Annotated in this window: 16 protein-coding genes; 9 read left to right on the forward strand and 7 right to left on the reverse strand. The window is 65.2% G+C overall.

Annotated elements, in window-relative coordinates; genetic code table 11:
• The first annotated feature begins 459 nt into the window (after positions 1-459).
• From AOG28_RS02540 to AOG28_RS02555, 4 genes are all read left to right on the forward strand, one after another.
• The gene (locus AOG28_RS02540; RefSeq protein ID WP_082388174.1) at positions 460-1317 is read left to right on the forward strand and encodes an amino acid ABC transporter ATP-binding protein; all 858 of its coding nucleotides are present in this window, start codon (positions 460-462) and stop codon (positions 1315-1317) included.
• Positions 1318-1396: 79 nt separating this feature from the next.
• Entirely contained in the window at positions 1397-2302 is a 906-nt protein-coding gene (locus AOG28_RS02545) for a transporter substrate-binding domain-containing protein (protein WP_235506921.1), read from the forward strand.
• A 96-nt stretch (positions 2303-2398) separates the two neighbouring features.
• Positions 2399-3118, forward strand: a complete 720-nt coding sequence (locus AOG28_RS02550; protein WP_043333243.1) for an ABC transporter permease — start codon at positions 2399-2401, stop codon at positions 3116-3118.
• A gap of 1 nt (position 3119) precedes the next feature.
• Positions 3120-3869, forward strand: a complete 750-nt coding sequence (locus tag AOG28_RS02555) for an ABC transporter permease (RefSeq protein ID WP_054555229.1) — start codon at positions 3120-3122, stop codon at positions 3867-3869.
• Between the two features lie 214 nt (positions 3870-4083).
• Here AOG28_RS02555 and AOG28_RS02560 read toward each other — a convergent pair whose 3' ends face one another.
• Complete coding sequence (locus AOG28_RS02560) at positions 4084-4761, reverse strand: TetR/AcrR family transcriptional regulator (protein WP_054555230.1); 678 nt, start codon at positions 4759-4761, stop codon at positions 4084-4086.
• A gap of 244 nt (positions 4762-5005) precedes the next feature.
• On the opposite strand from AOG28_RS02560, the gene AOG28_RS02565 reads away from it, so the two are divergent.
• Together AOG28_RS02565 and AOG28_RS02570 are read left to right on the forward strand one after the other, a co-directional pair.
• A complete protein-coding gene (locus AOG28_RS02565; RefSeq protein ID WP_082388175.1) occupies positions 5006-6133 on the forward strand; it encodes an HlyD family secretion protein in 1128 nt (375 codons plus the stop codon).
• Between the two features lie 2 nt (positions 6134-6135).
• Entirely contained in the window at positions 6136-7770 is a 1635-nt protein-coding gene (locus tag AOG28_RS02570; protein WP_082388176.1) for a DHA2 family efflux MFS transporter permease subunit, read from the forward strand.
• 142 nt (positions 7771-7912) lie between these two features.
• On the opposite strand, the gene AOG28_RS02575 is transcribed toward AOG28_RS02570, so the two are convergent.
• From AOG28_RS02575 to AOG28_RS02590, 4 genes are all read right to left on the reverse strand, one after another.
• Positions 7913-9421: a 4Fe-4S binding protein gene (locus tag AOG28_RS02575; protein WP_054555231.1), complete on the reverse strand. Its 1509-nt coding sequence runs from the start codon at positions 9419-9421 to the stop codon at positions 7913-7915.
• 41 nt (positions 9422-9462) lie between these two features.
• On the reverse strand, positions 9463-10323 hold the full coding sequence (locus AOG28_RS02580) for an FTR1 family iron permease (RefSeq protein WP_054555232.1): 861 nt from the start codon (positions 10321-10323) through the stop codon (positions 9463-9465).
• 76 nt (positions 10324-10399) lie between these two features.
• Complete coding sequence (locus AOG28_RS02585) at positions 10400-10828, reverse strand: cupredoxin domain-containing protein (protein WP_235506922.1); 429 nt, start codon at positions 10826-10828, stop codon at positions 10400-10402.
• Between the two features lie 177 nt (positions 10829-11005).
• Positions 11006-11566 (reverse strand): iron transporter, encoded by a 561-nt coding sequence (locus AOG28_RS02590; protein WP_054555234.1) that lies wholly within the window; start codon positions 11564-11566, stop codon positions 11006-11008.
• 312 nt (positions 11567-11878) lie between these two features.
• Between AOG28_RS02590 and AOG28_RS02595 the strand changes: the two genes are divergently transcribed.
• Together AOG28_RS02595 and AOG28_RS02600 are read left to right on the forward strand one after the other, a co-directional pair.
• Positions 11879-14209, forward strand: coding sequence for a tRNA(Met) cytidine acetyltransferase TmcA (locus AOG28_RS02595; RefSeq protein ID WP_160317845.1), 2331 nt, complete (start codon positions 11879-11881; stop codon positions 14207-14209).
• Positions 14210-14552: 343 nt separating this feature from the next.
• Entirely contained in the window at positions 14553-16019 is a 1467-nt protein-coding gene (locus AOG28_RS02600) for an aminoacyl-histidine dipeptidase (RefSeq protein WP_054555236.1), read from the forward strand.
• A 133-nt stretch (positions 16020-16152) separates the two neighbouring features.
• On the opposite strand, the gene AOG28_RS02605 is transcribed toward AOG28_RS02600, so the two are convergent.
• Both AOG28_RS02605 and AOG28_RS02610 read right to left on the reverse strand, forming a co-directional pair.
• Complete coding sequence (locus tag AOG28_RS02605; RefSeq protein ID WP_054555237.1) at positions 16153-16566, reverse strand: hypothetical protein; 414 nt, start codon at positions 16564-16566, stop codon at positions 16153-16155.
• Between the two features lie 405 nt (positions 16567-16971).
• Positions 16972-17559: a type 1 glutamine amidotransferase domain-containing protein gene (locus AOG28_RS02610; protein ID WP_054555238.1), complete on the reverse strand. Its 588-nt coding sequence runs from the start codon at positions 17557-17559 to the stop codon at positions 16972-16974.
• A gap of 216 nt (positions 17560-17775) precedes the next feature.
• Between AOG28_RS02610 and rmuC the strand changes: the two genes are divergently transcribed.
• Entirely contained in the window at positions 17776-19695 is a 1920-nt protein-coding gene (rmuC, locus tag AOG28_RS02615) for a DNA recombination protein RmuC (protein WP_054555239.1), read from the forward strand.
• The last annotated feature ends 188 nt before the right edge of the window (positions 19696-19883 follow it).

Below are 19883 nucleotides of genomic sequence, written 5' to 3' on the forward strand. Positions count from 1 at the left end.
TGACCTAGCCTTGCTGCCGCCTTGACGGCATGGGCGGGCGCCGAGGGATGGCTCCCGCCCTCGGCCTCGTATTGTCTAAGCCTCGTAGCGCCCAAGCCACGTCGCGTCCAGGACGCGCAATCCGTGAACCACGACCCTGCTTGCCATGCCTCTGGCGTGGAAAGTCGCAATGTGGAACGCCTCTTGCTATACAAGTGTATCAATAGTCGTTCGCTCGATTGCAGGTCGATCGGTGATTGCGCAGCTCGATCGCCGATTGCGCAGCCCGCCGCGGCCCGCAGCGGCCCGCAGCGGCAAGACAGGCGTCATCCGCGCATCGTCCGTCAGGCCCGGCAGCATCACGCCGCACCAGCAGGGTGCGTCACGCCGCTAGCGGCTGCACGATCGCCCATTTCACGCCCGCCACAGCCACCCACTTGTGAGTCGCTCATGACTATCTCGCCCTCGAACGTATCTCCCATGACCCGCTCGAAGAATGCAGACAGTGACGGCATCTCCCAGCCTCCGCAGGCGCGCCCGGACGGCCAGGCCAGACCCGCGCGCGTTGCCTCGAATCGGGTCGTCGTCGAAGCCAGCAACATCGTCAAGCACTACGGTGATCTGGCGGTGCTGCACGACGTGTCCTTGCGCGTGAAGGAAGGCACCGTCACCACCATCATCGGCGCCAGTGGCTCCGGCAAGAGCACCTTGCTGCGCTGCATGAACCTGCTCGAGCGCCCTGATCGGGGCGAGCTGTCGATCGCCGATGAGCATGTGCGCTTCGACCGCGATAGCCGTGGCGGCCTCATCGGGCTGGATCGTCGTCAGATCCAGCGCCTGCGCTCCAAGGTCACCATGGTCTTCCAGCAGTTCAATCTGTGGCCGCACCTGACCGTGCTCGGCAATGTCACCGAGGCGCCGATGCGCGTGAAGGGCATGTCACGCCGTGAGGCGACGCGTATCGCGGAGCACTATCTGGAACGTGTCGGCATGCTGGAGCGCGCCGACAGCTATCCGGCCTTTCTCTCCGGCGGCCAGCAGCAGCGGGTCGCGATCGCGCGTGCGCTGGCGATGGAGCCGCGCGTGCTGCTCTTCGATGAGCCGACCTCGGCGCTGGACCCGGAGCGGGTCAGTGAAGTGCTCGGCGTCATCCGCAGCCTCGCCGATGAGGGACGCACCATGCTGATGGTGACCCACGAGATGGCCTTCGCCAGAGAAGTCTCCGATCAGATCGTGTTCCTCGATGAGGGCAGGGTAGGCGTGGCCGGAAGCCCGGCGGAGGTCTTCGAGCAGACCGAGCACGAGCGCTGCCGCCGCTTCATCGCACCGGCCGCCTGAAGCCTGCTTGCATCACCCCGGCATGGACCTCCCCGCCATGACGTAGATGGACCCACAACAACAGCCAGGAGATGGCCTGATGACCTTGATGAACGACGCTGGATTCGCTGCCAAGACACCTTCACTGACCGCGCGCGAAACGCCTGCCTCTGATTCCACTTCCACCTCTGCTCTTTTCACCTCTGCCCCCACCTCTGCGCTGCGCAAGCTGGCCGGCGCCCTGATGATGGGGGGACTGACGGTGGGTGGACTGACGCTGGGCGCCGCTCAGGTGCATGCCGCCGATACCCTCAAGATCGGTATTTCCGCGGAACCTTACCCGCCCTTTACCTATACCTCCGCCAGCGGTGAGTGGACCGGCTTTGAAGTGGAGCTGGCCGAGGCGATCTGTGACGCCATGCAGCGTGAATGCGAGATCACCCCGACCGGCTGGAGCGGCATCATCCCCTCGCTGAAGGCCGGTCGCATCGACATGATCATGAATTCGATGACCATCACCAAGGCCCGCGAGAAGGTCATCGACTTCAGCATCCCCTACTACAACTCGCCCGGTGCCTACGTGGCCGCCAAGGATCTAGAGCTCGAGATTCCGGACGGCCTCGACGGCAAGATTCTCGGCACCCAGGCGGCGACCACCCACGCCAACTTCGCGCGTCGAGCGCTGCGCAGCACTGGCGTCGATGTGCGTCTCTATGACCAGCAGGAGCAGGTCAACAGTGACCTGCTATCCGGGCGCGTGGACGTGATTCTGGCCGACGAGATCGCCATGAGCGCACTGGTCAAGCGTGATGAGGCCAGCAACTTCGAGATCAAGGCGACCACGCCACAGCACGAGGCCTACGGCATCGGTGCCGGTGTCGGGGTACGCAAGGAAGATGGCGCACTGAAAGAGGCGCTCGATGGCGCCATCCATCAGGTCTATGCGGACGGCACCTGCACGGCGCTCTCGAACAAGTACTTCGATACCGACGTCTGCCTGGGCTGATCCTGCGCGTGCTGGCCGGCCGGCTGAGGTCGCCCGGTCAGCATGCCTCGCGTATCGCATCCGCCATTTCCTACTGATACGAGAAGGACGCTGATCATGTCCCAGTTCGCCCAGGAAGGGCTCGCCGATTGGGCAGCCCCGATACTCGCCGGTGCCGTCACCACCCTGCAGATCGCCTTCGCCGCCTATGCCATCGGCTTGCTGCTCGGACTGGTGGGGGCGGCGTCACGACTCAGCCCCTGGGCGCCGCTGCGCGCGCTGGCCACCAGCTATTCGACGGCCGTGCGCGCGGTGCCGGAACTGCTGCTGATCATCCTGCTGTACTACGGCGGCTCCCAGGCACTCACCGCCTTGATGAACGCGCTGGGTGTCGCGGGCAAGGTCGAGATCAGCGGCTTCGTCACCGCCGTCGGCGTGCTGGCCTTCGTGCAGGGCGCCTACATGACTGAAGTCTTTCGCGGCGCCATCCTGGCCATCCCCAAGGGCCAGCTGGAAGCGGCCGATGCCTACGGCTTCTCGCCCATGGCGCGCTTTCGCTACATCACGCTGCCGGGCATGTTGCCCAACGCACTGCCGGGCATGTCCAACCTGTGGCTGATCCTGATCAAGGACACCGCCCTGATCAGCGTCATCGGCTTCAGCGAGCTGTTCTTCACCGTGCAGCAGGCGGCCGCCAGTTCGCGCGCCTACTTCCTGTTCTACAGCGTGGCGGGGCTGCTCTATCTGCTGATGACCCTGACCTCGAGCGCCGCGTTCAGTCGTCTGGAGCGCTACGTGCGCCGCGGCGAACCCGATATTTCAGCCCAGGAGGCGTGACATGGATTTCAGCTGGTTATCGGACCCCTATTATCAGGAATCGCTGTGGACAGGGTTGACCAATACCCTGGTACTGCTGGTGGTGTCGGCCGTGCTCGGCTTCACGCTGGCGGTCGGCATGGCGATGGCGCGTATCAAGGGCCCCAGGCCGCTCGCCTGGCTGGCCAGCGGCGTTTCCATCGTGATGCGCGGCACGCCCCTGCTGGTGCAGCTGTTCTTCTTCTATTACGGCATCGGCCGGCTGCTGGAGGGCATTCCCGGTATTCGCGAGAGCATGTTCTGGGGCATCCTGCGTGATCCGTTCTTCTACGCCACCCTGACCTTCACCCTCTCAGTGGGTGCCTACTCCGGTGAAGTCCTGCGCGGGGCACTGCTCAGCGTGCCGCCGGGCGAGCGGGAAGCGGGCCGTGCCTTCGGCATGGGGCCGCTTCAGGTCTTCAGTCGCCTGTGGCTGCCGCGCGCCATCCAGCTGTGCCTGCCGACCCTGACCGGCGAGATGATCCTGCTGCTCAAGTCGGTGCCGCTGGTCTCGACGATCGCCATGATGGACCTGCTGCAGGTCGCCAACATCATCCGCGACGAGAACTTCCTCACCTACGAGCCGCTGCTGTTCATCGGCGCCATCTACCTCGTGCTGACCATCCTGCTGACCCTGTGCCTGCGCCAGGTCGAACTCAACTTCCCCGGCGTACGCGCCCAGGCACGCAGCGGCGGGTGGCTGTCGCGCCTGCGTCAGCCAAGGCCCGCCTGAGGCCACTCGCCTGGCGGCCATCGCTGATTTCCTGCAGATCATCTTTCTTGCACACAAAGACGCCGAGTCAGTCGACTCGGCGTCTTTGTGTCAGTGGGCCGATGATCAGGTCTCTAAGCAGGCAAGCTCTCTAACTTGCTCCGGAGCCAGCAAGCTCTCTAACTTGCTCCGAAGCCAGCAAGCTCTCTAACTTGCCCCGAAGCCGGCAAGCTTTCTAACTGGTACCGAAGCCAGCAAGAAAGACCCGCACGCAGCGTCTGACATGTGGGCGGAGTTGTTCGGGGCTTTCGGTGTCGGGTGGGCAGCCGAGCAGGGCGTCGACATGCAGCGGGTTGAGCAGCATGCCGGTGAGCAGGTTGGCGGCGGCCAGCGGTTCCTGGCCGAGGCCGGTGGACGGCAGGTGGCCCTGGGCGACCTGACGTGACAGGTAGCCTGCCAGGCGTTGTCGGGTCAGCTTGGGACCGTTGTCGAGGAACAGCTTGCCGAGCTGCGGATTGCGGCCGCTCTCGAAGGCGAGGCCACGGAACAGGCGGATCAGTTCGGGCGCGAGTGCCAGCGCCAGCATCGCCATGCCGAAGTCTTCCAGCGCTTCCTCGACACTGCGTGTCTCATTGGTTTCGTGGTCCATCACCGACCACACCGTCTGCGCCTCCTGCTGCATCACGGCCAGAAACAGGCCGTCCTTGTTGCCGAAATTACGATACAGCGTTGCCAGTGATCCGCCGGCCTGCCGAGCGATCTCATTGATGCTGGTCGCGGCGAAGCCGTGTTCGAGGAAGTGTTCGCGGGCGACTTCCAGCTGGCGTTTGCGGCGTGCTTCCCCGCGCGGTGAGGCGCGAGTCGCGGTGCTTCCCGAGTCAGGGGCGGTCTCTGATGAGGGCGAATCAGTCATGTGAGTGTCCTGTCTGTGATCCGGAAACCGCCTGAAACAGGCAAGGTTGCGATATTGCGAACGAGAGACGCTGTCTGTCGAAACTGTCGGGGCTGCCTCAAGTAAGTGTAGTATTCATTACACTTTGTGGCGATGCAAGATGACAGCCGTGGCCTGAGCGCTCGCGAGCGCCGTGGCCCCCTCATCCGCAGCGTCAGACAGATTACACGCCTGTCACCGACAGGCAGCAAGAGAGAGTCGCCGAATGAACAAGGCAGGCAAGGGTGTCGTGGCACTCATCGTGGTGGCGGGCGTGATCGCTGGCGGAGTGATGGGGGTCGAATGGTGGCAGGTCGGGCGCTTCATGCAGGAGACCGACAACGCCTATGTGCGTACCGACAGCGTCGCGGTGCGCTCCGAGGTCACCGCGCGGGTGACGCGCATGCTGGTGCATGACAACCAGCCGGTGAAGAAGGGGCAGTTGCTGGTGCAGCTGGATGACGAAGATGCCAGGGCCAATCTGGACCAGGCCAGTGCCGCGCTGGACAACGCCCGCACCGGGGAAGTCCAGGCCGAGCGTCAGCTGGACCTGCAAGGCGCGAAGATCGACGAGGCCAAGGCCGCGCTGGCCTCGGCCAGGGCCGAACGCGATCAGGCGGCGCTGCACCTCAAGCGCTCCAGAAGTCTGGAGAGCCGCAGCTACGCCTCGCGTCAGTCCTATGAAGATGACCAGGTGACCATGCGCACCGCCGAGGCGAGCGTTGCCCAGAAGCAGGCCGCGCTGGTGTCTGCCCGGCAGCAGCTTGAGGTCTACAAGGCGCAGCTGGAATCGGCGCGTGCCCAGGTGGTGTCAGCAGCGGCGGATCTCGCCTACGCGCGCCACCAGCTGGAGAAGACCTCGATCTACGCGCCGCAGGATGGCGTGGTCGGCAATCGCAGTGTCGAGGTGGGCACCATGGCCAGCGCCTCGTTGACCCTGATGCAGCTGGTGCCGGTGAAGAGCGCCTATGTGGTGGCCAACTACAAGGAAACCCAGACCGAGCGCATGCGCGTCGGCCAGCCGGTCAGTCTCGAGGTGGATGCCTACCCGGACATCGAGTTTGAGGGCGTGGTGGATAGCCTGGCGCCGGCGACCGGCACCGAGTTCAGCCTGCTGCCGACCGACAACGCCACCGGCAACTTCAACAAGATCGTCCAGCGTGTGCCGGTGCGCATTCGCCTGACCGGCCCAGTGGATGCGCTGCCGCGTCTGCGCGCCGGCCTGTCGGTCATCCCCAGCGTCGATACTCGAGAGCTTGCGGACACCGGCACCTATGCCGTCGATAGCCTCTCCAGGGACGTCATCGCGCCCGATGCCGCGCAGATCGCCAGCGCTGATCGCGGAGCGCAGTAAGCATGGCCGAGACGACTCAGTCCTCGGCCCAGACCCCGAGACAGCCCCCGAGCCAGCCCCCGACGGGTACCGCCAGTGACATGCCGACGCGCCGCCAGCAGATCGGCTTCGTGGCCGCGGTGTTCGGCATGTTCATGGCGATTCTGGATATCCAGATCGTGTCCAGCTCGCTCAACGAGCTGCAGGCGGGCCTGGCCGCCAGTCAGGACCAGATTTCCTGGGTGCAGACCAGCTACTTGATCGCCGAGATCGTGATGATTCCGCTCTCCGGCATGCTGGCGCGCATCTTCTCGACGCGGCTGGTGCTGACCGTCTCGGCGCTGGGCTTCACGCTGGCGAGTCTGGGCTGTGCGCTCTCGACCTCGCTGGAAGCCCTGATCGTGCTGCGCGCGGTCCAGGGTTTCATGGGCGGGGCGATGATTCCGCTGACCCAGGCGGCCAGTTTCTCGATCTTCCCGCGCCGCATGATGGGCAGCATCCAGGCGGTGATCGGCCTGGTGGCGACCATGGCGCCCTCCATCGGGCCGTCCGTCGGCGGCTACATCACCGAATACATGAGCTGGCATTGGCTGTTTCTGGTCAACCTGGTGCCGGGCATCATCGTGGCGACACTGGTGTGGCGCAATCTGGAAATCGACCGCGGCGATCGCGGTCTGCTCAGCCGTCTGGATACGCTGGGACTGGCGCTGATGGCGGTCTTTCTCGGCAGCCTCGAATTCGTGCTCGAGGAAGGGCCCGGCGATGACTGGTTCGCCAGTTCGCTGATCCTGTTCTGGAGCGTAGTGTGCGCGGTGGCGGCGGTCGGCTTCTTCTGGCGCGTGCTGACGACCAGCAACCCCATCGTCGACCTGCGGGTGTTCAGGGACCGCAACTTCGCGCTGGGGGCGATCATCGGCTTCTGGATCGGCGTGGTGCTCTATGGGCTGGTCTATCTGGTGCCGCTGTTTCTCGGCTCGATTTCCGGCTTCTCCAGCGTGCAGATCGGGCAGGTGATGTTCGTCAGCGGCGTGGTGATGTTCCTGATGGCGCCGGTGGCGGGCAAGCTTTCTGACCGCATCGACCTGCGCCTGATGCTGTGCATCGGCCTGGTGCTGACCGGCCTCGGCACCGGCATGAACGTGCACCTGACCTCGGACTCGGGCTTCGATGACTTCTTCTGGCCGCAGGTGATCCGCGGCGCGGGCCAGATCATGGTGCTGCTGTCGGTCTCCCGGCTGGCGATGGGGCGTCTGGCGCCCCACGAGATAGGCAACGGCAGTGGCCTGTTCAACGTGATGCGCAACCTGGGCGGCGCGGTGGGGCTGGCGCTGATCGACACCATCCGCGAGCTGCGTGAGGACTATCACTGGAACCAGATGATCGGGGCCATCGACCAGAGCCGCCAGGTGGTGATCGATCAGCTGGCAAGCTATCAGTCGACCTTCGCGGGGCTGGCTGATCCGTGGCAGGCCGGTGTGCAGATGATCGCCCAGCGCATCAGCATCCAGGCCGAGGTGCTGGCCTTCGACAATATCTTCCTGTGGCTGGGCGCGGTCTATGTAGTCGGCAGCGTGGCGGCCTTCCTGTTCCGTCGTCCGGAAAACCCTGCCAGCAAGGCGGATGCCAGCGAAAGTGGCGAACAGAGCCCAGCGCACTGATGGCGCCTTGATCGTACTCTGAGAAAAAGTCGCATGTCGCTGAAAGACAAAGACCCGCCAATCGGCGGGTCTTTGTCTTTCAAGCCTTGATGTGTCAGGCCTTGAGCCTCTGTCAGTCAGCCAGCATCCAGCCAGCAGGGCGTCACCAGCCCCAGAACATCAGATACCAGATGCCCAGTGCGGGCAGGCAGGCCAGCGCGACACTCGCGGTACCGATCAGCCGTGCAGCGTTGCCGGCGAGCAGGCCGCCGTTGCGCTGCTCACCATTGTACTGCTCGCCGTTGCGCTGCTCACCGGTAATGCGCCAGGCCAGACGCAGCCCCCACAGGCAGGCCAGTGCCAGCAGGGTGGCGCGCAGGTCATTGGCCCAGGTGAGGTTGATGCCGTCACCGCGCAGCAGCGTCATGGTGGTGGCGGAGAGGCCGAGAAACACGCCCAGCCCGCCCAGCGGAATCAGGCTCAGCGAGAGATGCCACAGGCGTGACAGCGTCGCCTTGCCACCCATCAGCCAGTTGCCCAGCAGCAGCGGCAGGCTGGTGAGCGCGCCCAGCAGGCCGCCACCGACCACGATCCACAGCGTGATCAGACTGCCATCGAGCAGGTTGAAGACATCGTTGTGCTCGGGGTAGTTGGTCAGAATCCAGGTCGGCAGGGTGGTGGTCAGCGGCCACATCAGGTCGTGATCGATCAGCCAGAAGGCCAGCTGCTGCTTGAGGGCGACGAACCACGGGCTGGCGCTCCAGCTGAAGGCGCCGATGGCGATGCCGAGCAGGCCGAACACCAGCACCGAGTAGTGGGTGAAGCGCACCGGCTGCGGCGGCTCGACCAGCTCTGCCCCCGGCGCACGCCACTCCAGCTGCATCGCGTCCTTGTAGCCGCTGCAGCGTCCGCAGACATGGCAGTCACCGGCGCTGTCGAGCTGCTTGAGCGGAATCAGCGGCGCGCAGTCAGGGGCGTGCATGCGCACGGCGTTGCCCTGACGGACAGCCTGATTGTGGGCGTTCCAGCGGGCCTGATCGGTACGGAAGTGGGTCGGTGACAGGCGCGCCAGCAGATTGAAGACGCCATTCACCGGACACAGCTGACGGCACCAGACGCGGGTGCCCTTGCCGTAGATCAGCCCGACGATGATCGCGGCCACCGTCGAGCCTCCCAGTACCACCAGTGCGCCCAGCGGGTACTGATAGACGCTGGCCAGCTGGCCATAGAGCGTGGTGCCGAGGAAGGCCACGAAGGGCCAGCCGCCCCAGCGCATCCAGCCGGGAATCGGCCGACCGAGGCCGATGCGACTGGCGGCTTCGGTCAGGGTGCCTTCGGGGCAGAAGACACCGCACCACACGCGCCCCATCAGCACCATGCTGATCAGTACGAAGGGCCACCACAGCCCCCAGAACACGAACTCGGCGAACACCGTCAGATTGGTGAGGATATGCGCCTGGTAATCCGGCAGCGGCAGCAACGCAGGCACCACCAGCAGAAAGGCATAGATGCCGACCACCAGCCATTGCACCAGCTGGATCAGACCACGCCGCTGCTGCATCGCCTGTCCGAAGCGCGCGATGCGCGTGGCCTGACGGCCAGGCGAGGTGCCGCCATCACTGGCGATGAGGTTGGCTATGTCGCCGTGGGGGCTGGAGCCGCAATTGGCCATGACTATCGTTTCTCCTGACTGGCAGATCGCGTGAACAAGACTCAGCTGCGCGCGCGGGCAGTGAGCTGACGGCGCTGGTCCACGCGCTCCTTCTTGCGCTGACGCTTCATGAGGCTTGCGACGATGACCCAGTAGCCGAGATAGCCGACCACCATCGTCGTGGCAGGCCAGGCGCGATAGCCGGCGAAGGTCGCCAGCAGTCCGCCGAGGCCGCTGCCATCATCGAGCAGCCAGCTGGAATCCCACAGCGGGTCGAGGCCCGCCGGCAGATAGCCGAGGCCGATCAGCTGTTCGAGGCCCGACATCAGCAGTGACGCCGCCAGCAGCAACAGCAGGATTTCGGTCACGCGGAAGAACAGCTTCCACGAGAACAGGCGTGAACCGAGCTGCAGCGCCATGAAGGTCGCCACCGCGAGGGCGAAGCCGAGGCCCGCAGCCAGCGCGAAGCTGGCGATGCCGCCGGACTGCAGGCTGGCGGCGCCCATGCCGTAGAGGAAGACGACGGTTTCCGCGCCTTCACGCGCCACGGCGATGGCGACCAGCGTCGCCACGCCCCAGTAGCTGCCGGAGGAGACGGCGCTGGCCAGGCCGCTCTCGAGTTCTGCCTTGAACGTGCGGCCCTTGGTGCGCATCCACAGCACCATCTGGGTGATCAACAGGCAGGCGGTCAGTACCAGTACGGCCTGGAAGACCTCCTGCGCGGTGCCGGTCAGCCAGGTGTTGGCGCCCATCAGCGCCGCCCCCATCAGGCCGGCCAGCACCAGGCCGGCGACGACCCCACCCCACAGGTAGTGCAGGCCCGCGCGGGTGCCGGACTGCACCAGCCAGGCGTGCATGATGCCGATGACGAGAATGGCTTCGACGCTTTCACGCCAGACGATAAACAGGATCTGTTCAAACATGCGGACTCTCTTCTACTGACGTTCGGTGCGCGCCATCGATGACGAAAAAGGCGTCATTGGCACAGGGTGGCCGAGCTTATTCGGCGACGACCTTGCCACGCGCGTCCGGCAGGTGGAAATCATCGAAGAAGTCATAGCTCCCCGCGCGCAGCGGATGGATGACGACGAACGACTTCACGCCCGGTGCCAGCACCTTCTCCTTGCGCAGGGAGTTGCTCTCGAATTCGGCCGGCGTATTGCCCGCGTTGTGCAGCTGGATGACGAATTTCTCGCCGGCCTTCACCTCAAGGACCTCAGGAATGAGCTTGCCGTTGTCGAGGGTCAGGTCGTAGGACGGCATGTCGCTGGCGGCCGCCGACCTAGGCAGCAGGGCCACGAGCAACAGGGCGATGAGCAGCATGGCGAGCGCGGGCAGCAGGGCGCTTGCCCGAGGGGGTAGGCGAGAAGGCAAGTGAGAGGGCAGGCGAGAGGGCAAGAGTGAGGGCAAGAAAGAGGTCAGGCGCATGGGACACTCCGGACGATGAGGGAAAGCGCACATTGACACCAGCGCAAGGCGCTGGTGGTAGAGCGACCAATGGCCGCGAGTGCAGGTCAGCACAGGCGGCCATCGAAGGAGCAAGCGGCAATGGCCGCCTCACGGGATGCAGGCATTCAGGGGCATGCAGCAAGGGCAGAGCGGCGCTCAGTAGCCGCCTTTCTTGCCGACGCCGGCATAGACGAAGTCGTAGTCGGTGGTGATGGTCTGCGGCCACTCGGCGACGCCGGTTTCCTTGTCAATATGACGCGGCATGTCCGGATGCTGGATCTCGAAGGTCAGGTGGTACTTGCCCGGGCCATCCAGTTTGACGTTCTTGCCGTAGTGGGTGCCGTCATTGGCGATCATCGGCACCAGCTCGCCTTCGATCGGCGCCTCGCCACCCTGCCTGGTCAGGGTGTAGTGAATGCCGAGATAGGGAATCCAGTCGCCCGGCGCGAAGCCGTTGTCGTTTTCCATCAGCGCGTGGATATCGGCTTCCAGGTGGATATCGGCCTGATTGGCAGGCAGCTTGCCAGCCGGGGCCATCACCACCGGCTGCAGGTAGACCGCAGCGATTTCCATGCCGCCTTCCTTGACCGGCGTGCCGATCGGGTATTCCAGTGCCGAGGCCTGACCCGCCACGAATGTTGCCGCCAGGCTCAGGGCGAGCAGGCAAGGCTTGAGCGCGCGGGGCAGAGCAGTGGTGAGGGAGTGACGCTGTGGCATCGGGGGGACTCGCAATGATGGGAAGTGGAGCTTCATTATCCCGATAAGCCTAAATATAACCATTCTCATCCCTGCGCCGCTTGCGTTGCTCATCTTGCAACGGGGCGTTGTATGAGCATGAGCTTCTTCTCAAGTAAGCACGAGATTCTTCTCAAGTAACAGGCGCGAGTGGCAGGCCTGGCGGCCGCGCCGAGCAGATCGCGGTTTTCTTGCGACGGCCTCACGATTGCCACACGGCTGCCTCGCGAGTTTCTCGCGCCATCTGGTCTGCTCATCTGGTCTGGCGCGCTGCCATGCGGCATGCTGCGCGACATGACGACTCCTCCTTCAGATTCTCCTTCTCGCATTGATCTGCCCGCCCTCGAGGCGTGGTGCCGAACGCTGCATCAACATCTGCTCGCGCGGCGTCAGCGTGCCTGCCTGTGGATCAGCGGCGATGACCCCTCTGGCGCCGCGCAGGCGATCTGCGAGCGGTGGCCAGCGCGTGAGCCTGCTCCGCTGTGGCTGGGCACAGGTGAAGCCTTGTCGACAGCGGGCGCGATGCCCGTGCGTACGCTGGCGATGGCCAGGGCCGCCACCCAGCTGGGCGGTGAGCAGTCACTGGTCATCTTCGATGCGGCGCAGCCGGCGGCTGGTTTCGACCCCGATGCCTTCGGCGCCGTGGCCGGCACCCTGAAGGCGGGTGGCCTGCTGGTGCTGATGACGCCTGCCGCCTGGGCCGCGGCAGACCCTGCGCCAGTGCCGGATGGCGATCACGCGCGGCTGGCCCACTGGCCCTTCGCGCGGGAACAGCTGACGGCACGCTATCTGGCGCGGCTGGCGCGGCGCCTCTCATCGCATGCCAGTGTGCTGCACTGGCCACAGGGCGGACACTTGCCTGCGCCATCGCTGGGTAGCGGCAATCACGCGGCGCGATCAGACGCCATCGCCGACAGCGACTGCCTGACGCAGGACCAGGCCGCCAGCGTGGCTGCGCTGGAGGCTCTGGCGCCTGCGCGGCCCGTGGTGATCAGTGCCGATCGCGGGCGTGGCAAGAGTGGCGCGCTGGGCATCGCCGCGGCGCGCTGTCTGGCGGCGGGGGAGGATGTCTGGCTGACGGCGCCACGCCCTGCGGCGGTCAGCGCGATCTTCGAACGCCTGGCGGCCCTGCTGCCCCGAGGGCTGCGCGAGGGCAATGTCATTCGCTTGCCGGCTGGGCAGGCGGATGACGATACGGCTTCCGGCAGCGAGCTGCGTTTTCTGGCGCCGGATGCCATCGAGGCGGCTCGCCTCGCCTGTCGCGATGAGGTGCTGCCGCGGCTGTTTGTCGATGAGGCCGCCGCCATCCCCACGCCATTGCTGAAAGGCTATCTGGCGCATTTCCCGCGCATCGCCTTCGCTACCACCGTGCATGGCTATGAAGGCACCGGGCGCGGCTTCCAGTTGCGGTTTCGCCATCATCTCGAGCGCCAGTGTCCCGGCTGGCAGGCGCTGGAGATGACGACGCCCGTGCGCTGGGCGCCCGGCGACCCGCTGGAAGCATTGACCGATGACCTGCTGCTGCTCTCGGCGCAGCCGCCTGAGCTGTCTGAGCCATGCGCGAAGAATGCTCAGCAGTGGCTGGAGGGCTGCGACATTGTCGTACTGGAGCGTGATGCATTGGCGCGTGACGAGGCGGCGTTGCGGCAGCTGTTCGGCCTGCTGGTGCAGGCGCATTACCGCACCACACCGGCGGACCTGCGCCAGCTGCTCGACACGCCGGGGCTCACGCTGACGGCGATTCGTCAGCGAGACGTCACGACTGGGCGTGATGCCTGGCTGGGGGTGGTGGCCGCCGTCGAGGAGGGTGGCTTCCCGACGCCTCTGGCGCATGACATCTGGTGCGGCAAGCGGCGTCCGCGTGGGCATCTGCTGGCACAGTCGCTGGCGGCGCATGCAGGCCATCAGGGCGCCGCCGAAGCCCGCTGGTGGCGGGTGCTGCGTATCGCGGTGCATCCCGCTTTATGGCGGCGTGGTCAGGGCGCGCGCTTGCTCCAGGCGCTCGAGCAGCAAGCGCTGGCGGCAGGCGTCACGCGGCTCGGCACCAGCTTCGGGGCCGAGGCCGATCTGGTCGCCTTCTGGCTGGCGCAGGGCTTCGTGCCGCTGCGCATGGGCCTCAAGCGCGATGCCGCCAGTGGCGAGCACGCGGTGATGATGGGCAAGGCCATCGGTGAGAGCGGGAGTGGTGAATCTGCGCCGCGCGGGCAGTTGGCGCAGGATGCCTTGCTCGGCGCGCTGCAGCAGGACTTCCAGCGCCTGCTGCCCAGCCTGCTCGCGCATGAGCTGCACGGCTTGCCGCCCGTCTTGGCCGACAGACTGCGGCAGCGAGGAAGTGAGAATGACCTGGCCACGCTGACGCCAGCCGCATGCGCGCAGCGACTGGACTGGTATCGCCGTGGTGGCGGGGGGCTGGCGTTGGTACGGCCGTGGCTCGAGACAGCACTCGAGTCCCGTGAGCCTTCACGACTCGATGAGGCGTCACGTCATGGGCTGGTGCTGGCGCTGGGCGGACAGGATGCGCCTGCCTTCATCAGCTGGGCCGAGGGGCTGGGCATCGTGGGCCGCAAGGCGCGCGATCGCTGGTGCCGAGCGGCCGCCGGGCGCCTGATCGAACAGAGCGAATGACAAGCCGATCAGGCAAGAGCATCGGTCAAGCCCGTCTGACAAGAGCAGAGCGGCCGGGCGTGGCTCAGAGGCCCGGAATGCCGATTGGTCCGGGCATGTCAGGAATCGGCGAGCAGCCACTCAGCATCAGCAGGCCAGCAGTGGCGGAGATGGCGGTCAGCAGCAGTAGTCGACGAGGCATAAAGGCTCCGATGAAGGTGGGGAATGGCATGCAGCTGTCAGCAGGGTCGTGATTGTCATCCTTGCATATTCGAAGTCACTGATCGATAGGTGTCGACAACCACTAGCCACGCCCGTCCGCTGTTCCGTATGCTCATTGATGACAAGAACAGGAATCTTCGCCATGAATGAGCATATCGATACGCTGGACCCCGCCAACCTCTGGCGTCATTTCCGCACTCTGTGCAATATCCCGCGCCCGTCCGGGCATGAAGCCGCACTGGTGGCCTATCTGATCGACTGGGCCGAAGCGCGTGGTCTCGCCCATGATCGCGACGCTTTCGGCAACCTGCGTCTGCGCAAGCCCGCCACGCCCGGTCACGAGAGCGCAGCGGGTATCGTGCTGCAGGGCCATCTCGACATGGTCGCCCAGGCGGCCAGCGACAGTGATCACGACTTCACGCGTGATTCCCTCGACACCTATCTGGAAGACGGCTGGCTCAAGGCGCGCGGCACCACTCTGGGGGCCGACAACGGTCTCGGCGTCGCGGCGGCGCTGGCCGTTCTCGAAGACGACAGCCTCGTGCACGGTCCGCTGGAAGCGCTGTTCACCCTCGAGGAGGAAACCTCGATGGGCGGCGCGCTGAATCTGGCCGAGAACTGGCTGGAAGGGCGCTACCTGCTCAACCTGGATTCGGAAGACCGCGGACAGGTCTATATCGGCTGTGCCGGTGGCGCGGACATCAATGTCGCCCACGAGTTTGCCACCTCCTCTCTGAAGGATGCCGAAGCGGAGCTGGAGCTGACCATCGGCGGCCTGGTCGGCGGCCATTCCGGGCTCGATATCCATCGTGGTCGCGGCAATGCCAATCGCCTGATGTCACGCGCGCTGGTCGCGCTGGCCGAGTTCAAGCCGCGTCTGGTCAGCTGGTCTGGCGGTACGCTGCGCAATGCCTTGCCGCGTGAGGCCACGGTCGGCGTGGTGATCTATGACGAGCGCGTCGCCGCCGCGCGCCAGCGCCTCGCGGACTTCGAGGCCCAGATTCGCGACGAGCTGCGCGAGACGGACCCGGATGTCTCGCTCAGCGTGACCCGTGGCAATGCCGAGAATGCGCTGTCCGTCGAGGACACCCAGCGGCTGGTCGCGGTGCTGGATGCCGCGCCCTACGGGGTCGAGCGCATGAGCGCGGCGGTGGAAGGCGTGGTGGAAACCTCCAACAACCTCGGCGTGGTGCAGTTGCGCGAGGGGCGCTTCCATCTCTGCGCGCTGGTGCGTTCGCTGCGCGATGATGCCGTGACCATGATGGAGCAACGCATTCGTGGGCTCTTTGCGCTGATCGGCGCGACCACCGTGGCCGAGAATGCCTATCCGGGCTGGCAGCCGGCGCCGGATGCGCAGCTGCTGGCTCGCTTCTGCAGCCTGCACGAGCGCGTCACCGGCCGTGCGCCGGAGATCAAGATCATCCATGCCGGACTCGAGTGCGGCATTCTGGGGGCCAAGTATCCCCAGCTCGAGATGATCTCCTTCGGGCCGCTGATTCGCGGTGCCCACTCGCCCAGCGAGCGGGTCGAGATCGAGTCGGTCGGTGAATTCTGGCAGGTGCTCAAGGGTCTGATCACCGAACTCGCCGAGCCTGCCAAGGCCGCTTGAGCAATTCTCAGGCAAGACTCGTCACGTAGACGAACGACGCCCCCGCAGGTCAGCCTGCGGGGGCGTCGTCATCTCTGGGCGTCGTTATCTCTGGGCATCAGGCGCTGGCGTGGCCTGATGAGAGTGCGCAAGCTCAGTTGATATTGATGCGGATCGCCGGAATGCCGATGCTCACGCCGTTATGGTAGCGGCGTATGCCATGCCGACCGGAGTCATGGTTCTGGTAGTAGTACGGGCGGTAGCGGTCGTGTTCAAGACGCCCATGCTGATAGTAGCGGCGCTTGGGGACATGGCGGCGGATGTCATGACGAGAGTGCTGGCGCGAGTGATGGCGCTCCACGCGCGGCTCGTCGAACATCCTGAGGTGGCGGCGCTTGATCGCCTCGTGGCGACTGTGCGGCGTGCTGTGGCGCTCGCTGTGCTGGCCCTGCGCGCGATGGCGATCATCCGCGGCGACCAGCGTCGGCGTGGCGAGCATCAGCGTCAGTCCCAGCAGCAGGGAAGGCAGCAGAGACGTAAGGGCTGTGTTCAAGGTAGAGATATGCATGGGGCGGTCTCCCGTATGGTCGGTCAGTCACCCAAGAGGATCCTTGTCGTCAGAATATCGTGTCGCAGCGCCTTTTACGAAAGGCGTTCGCTAATGTCTCCGTGCGTCGCTTGTCGTGTTGTTGTGGAGCTGAGTTGTCCAGATTGTCTTGCCTGTGGCGTAAGTGGTTGCTCGCAATGAGGTTCTGGGATGCACGGCTGCAGAGTGGCCAACGAACCTCGGAGATGAGGGGTTCAGCCAGTGCTGCGAGGACACTTCACTTCTGCCGTCAAGGCACCGGATTGCGCCCTTGAGACAACAAAAACGCCCCTGCCGAAGTGGCAGGGGCGTCTGTCTGTTCAAGCTTCAGAGCTTGCGGCTCTCTAGCTTGCGGCTGTCTGGCTTGCGGCTCTCTGGCTTGCGGCCTCAGGCGTGCTGATGCTGGTGCTTGCCTTCGGCCAGTTCCTCGAGCAGCTTGGCGTTGAACGCATCGAGATCTGCTGGCTTGCGGCTGGTGACCAGCGCGCTGTCACACACCACTTCGCTGTCCTGCCACTCGGCGCCGGCGTTCTTCAGGTCCTGTGCGACGGAAGGGAAGGAGGTCATCTGACGGCCTTCGACGACGCCGGCATCGATCAGGATCCACGGCGCGTGACAGATGGCGGCGACCGGCTTGTGGGCCTGGAAGAAGCTGCGCACGAAGCTCAGTGCGTTCTCGTCCTGACGCAGGGTGTCCGGATTGAACAGGCCACCCGGTAGCACCAGGCCGTGATAGTCGTGTTCGCTGGCATTGCTGAGCGGGGTGTCGACTTGGTACTTCTCGCCCCAGTCGGTTTCGGCCCAGGCGCGAATGCCGTCTTTCTCCGGCGAGACGATGTCTACCTCGACGCCCGCCTCCAGCAGTGCGGCGCGCGGCACCGCGAGCTCGGATTCCTCGAAGCCATGGGTCGCGAGAATGGCCACGCGCTTACCTTGCAGTTGTTGACGTGTCTGCTGATCGGTCTGCTGTGTCATGCGAATCTCCTTTCCGTGCTTCGGCTCTTGCGAGCGTGTTGGGCAGAGAAGGGGGGAATTCTGCTCTCGGTGTGCGTCACTCACCGCAGTGAGCACTGCACGCTGATGGCAGGCAATTCCCGTCCTTTCGTGCCCTGACACTCAAGACATGGATGCGCGATACTGACTTTCAAGGGGGGTGACCCCGCTGCGTTTTCATAGGCCATGGAGTGCCCGATGTCGCTGCTTTCTGAATCTTCCGCCGTGATGTGGTTGCTGGTCGGCGTGCTGTTGATGCTGTCGTTGGCTCTGGGGCTGGGCTGGCGGCGAACCCGCGAGCAGCTCCATGCGCTGCAGGAAAGCAGTGAGGAGGAGCAACAGTCGATGCAGCAGACGTGGCAGGCCTCGCTGGACGAGTCGCGTGAGCGCCAGCAACAGGCCGAGCAGCGGGCGGCCCTGATTGAGCAACGTGCCGCACTGGACGGGCAGCAGGCGGAGCAGCAGCAGCGCTACCTGAGCCAGTCGCTGGAGGAGGCGCGCCAGGCGCGTGATGCGCTGACGGAGCAGCTCGCCACGCTGCGCGAATCGCTGCAGGGGCGCCTGGATGAACAGTCACGCGCCCTGAGTGAGCAGCAGACGCTGGCGCGCAGCCTGACCCGCCAGCAGGAAGTGCTGGAGGCGCAGCTGCTGGAGCGCGAAGAGCGTCTCGAGACACTGACCGAGCGCTACGCCGAGCTGCGCGAGACACATGCCTCGCTGGTGACGCGCCAGCGTCAGGAGGCCAGCCATCACGAGCAGCAGCTGGCATTGCTCAACGAGTCGCGCGAGCGCCTGAGTCAGGAATTCGAGCAGCTGGCGGGCAAGGTGTTCGAGGAGCGTCAGCAGCGCTTCACCGCCGCCAGTGGTGCTCAGCTCGAGCAGTTGCTCAAGCCGTTTCGTGAGCAGGTCGGCGACTTCCGTCAACGCCTCGAGCAGCTGCATGGCGAGGAGGTACGTGAGCGCACCAGTCTCAAGAGTCAGCTCGACCAGCTGGCGGGGCTCAACCGCCAGATCACCGAGGAGGCAGCCAATCTGTCGCGGGCGCTCAAGGGCGACAGCAAGATGCAGGGCAACTGGGGCGAGATGATTCTGGAGACCGTGCTGGAGCGCTCCGGTCTGCGTGATGGCATCGAGTTCAAGCGCGAGGTGTCGTTCACCGGCGAGGGCGGACGCCAGCGTCCGGATGCTATCGTCTACCTGCCGGACAACAAGCACCTGATCATCGATGCCAAGGTCTCGCTGACCGCCTACACCGAGTACGTCAACGCCGAGGATGACGTGACGCGAGCACGCGCACTGCGCGCGCATCTGACCTCGGTGCGTGGCCATGTCACTGGGCTTGCGCGGCGCAACTATCCCGCCATCGAGGGGCTGGGCTCGCCGGACTTCGTGTTCCTGTTCCTGCCGATGGAGCCGGCCTTCGCGCTGGCCTTCGAGCACGATGACAGCCTGTTCCAGGATGCCTTCACCCAGGGCGTGGTGATGGTGACGCCGACCACCTTGCTGGCCAGCCTGCGCACCGTGGCGAGTCTGTGGAGTCTGGAGCGTCAGAACGACAATGCGCGCGTGATCGGGGAGCGCGCGGGAGCGTTGCTCGACAAGTTCCGCGGTCTCGCCGAATCCCTCGAGGAGCTGGGCACTCAGCTGGGGCGCACGCGCGAGGCGCATGATACCGCCATGAAGCGGCTGGCCAGCGGGCGCGGCAATCTGATCAGCCGTGCCGAGGAGCTGCTGGAGCTCGGCGCGCGCATGAAGAAGCCACTGCCGGAAGCGCTGGTGCGCCAGTCGCGTGACACCCTGCATCAACCCGAGCAGGCGCTGGATCAGCCATCGACATCCGCGCCGTCGGCGCTTGATCGCCAGCCCGCGCCCGAGCCGTCTGCCAGTGAAGAAGCGCCTGCCAGTGAAGAAGCGGCAGCCAGCGAAGGCCAGGATGTCACCGGAGCGCCGGGCGCCGAAGTACCGGGTGCCGAAGTACCTGATGCCGAAGCACCGGGTGCCGAAGCACCGGATGCCGAGGCATTGGACACAGAGACACTGGACACCGAGGCAGGGCAGGTGCCTGCGTCGCTCTCGCGCTGGGAGCTCATGGAGCGCAAGTGGCAGGGCGATAGCTGATCGGCCTCATCGCCTGCAGCACTGCAGGCAGCCGTTGCGACTGACGTTACAACAGACGTCGCGACATGCCGTCAGACAGCAGATGACAGTCGACGCAAGCGGCCCCTATATGGGGCCGCTTGCGTTTGCATGGCGAGGTCAACGCAAGCGCGGGGTATCGTTTCCGCATGCGATGAGGGGAGTGCGGT

The sequence above is a fragment of the Cobetia sp. UCD-24C genome (assembly GCF_001306765.1).
Lineage (GTDB): Bacteria > Pseudomonadota > Gammaproteobacteria > Pseudomonadales > Halomonadaceae > Cobetia > Cobetia amphilecti.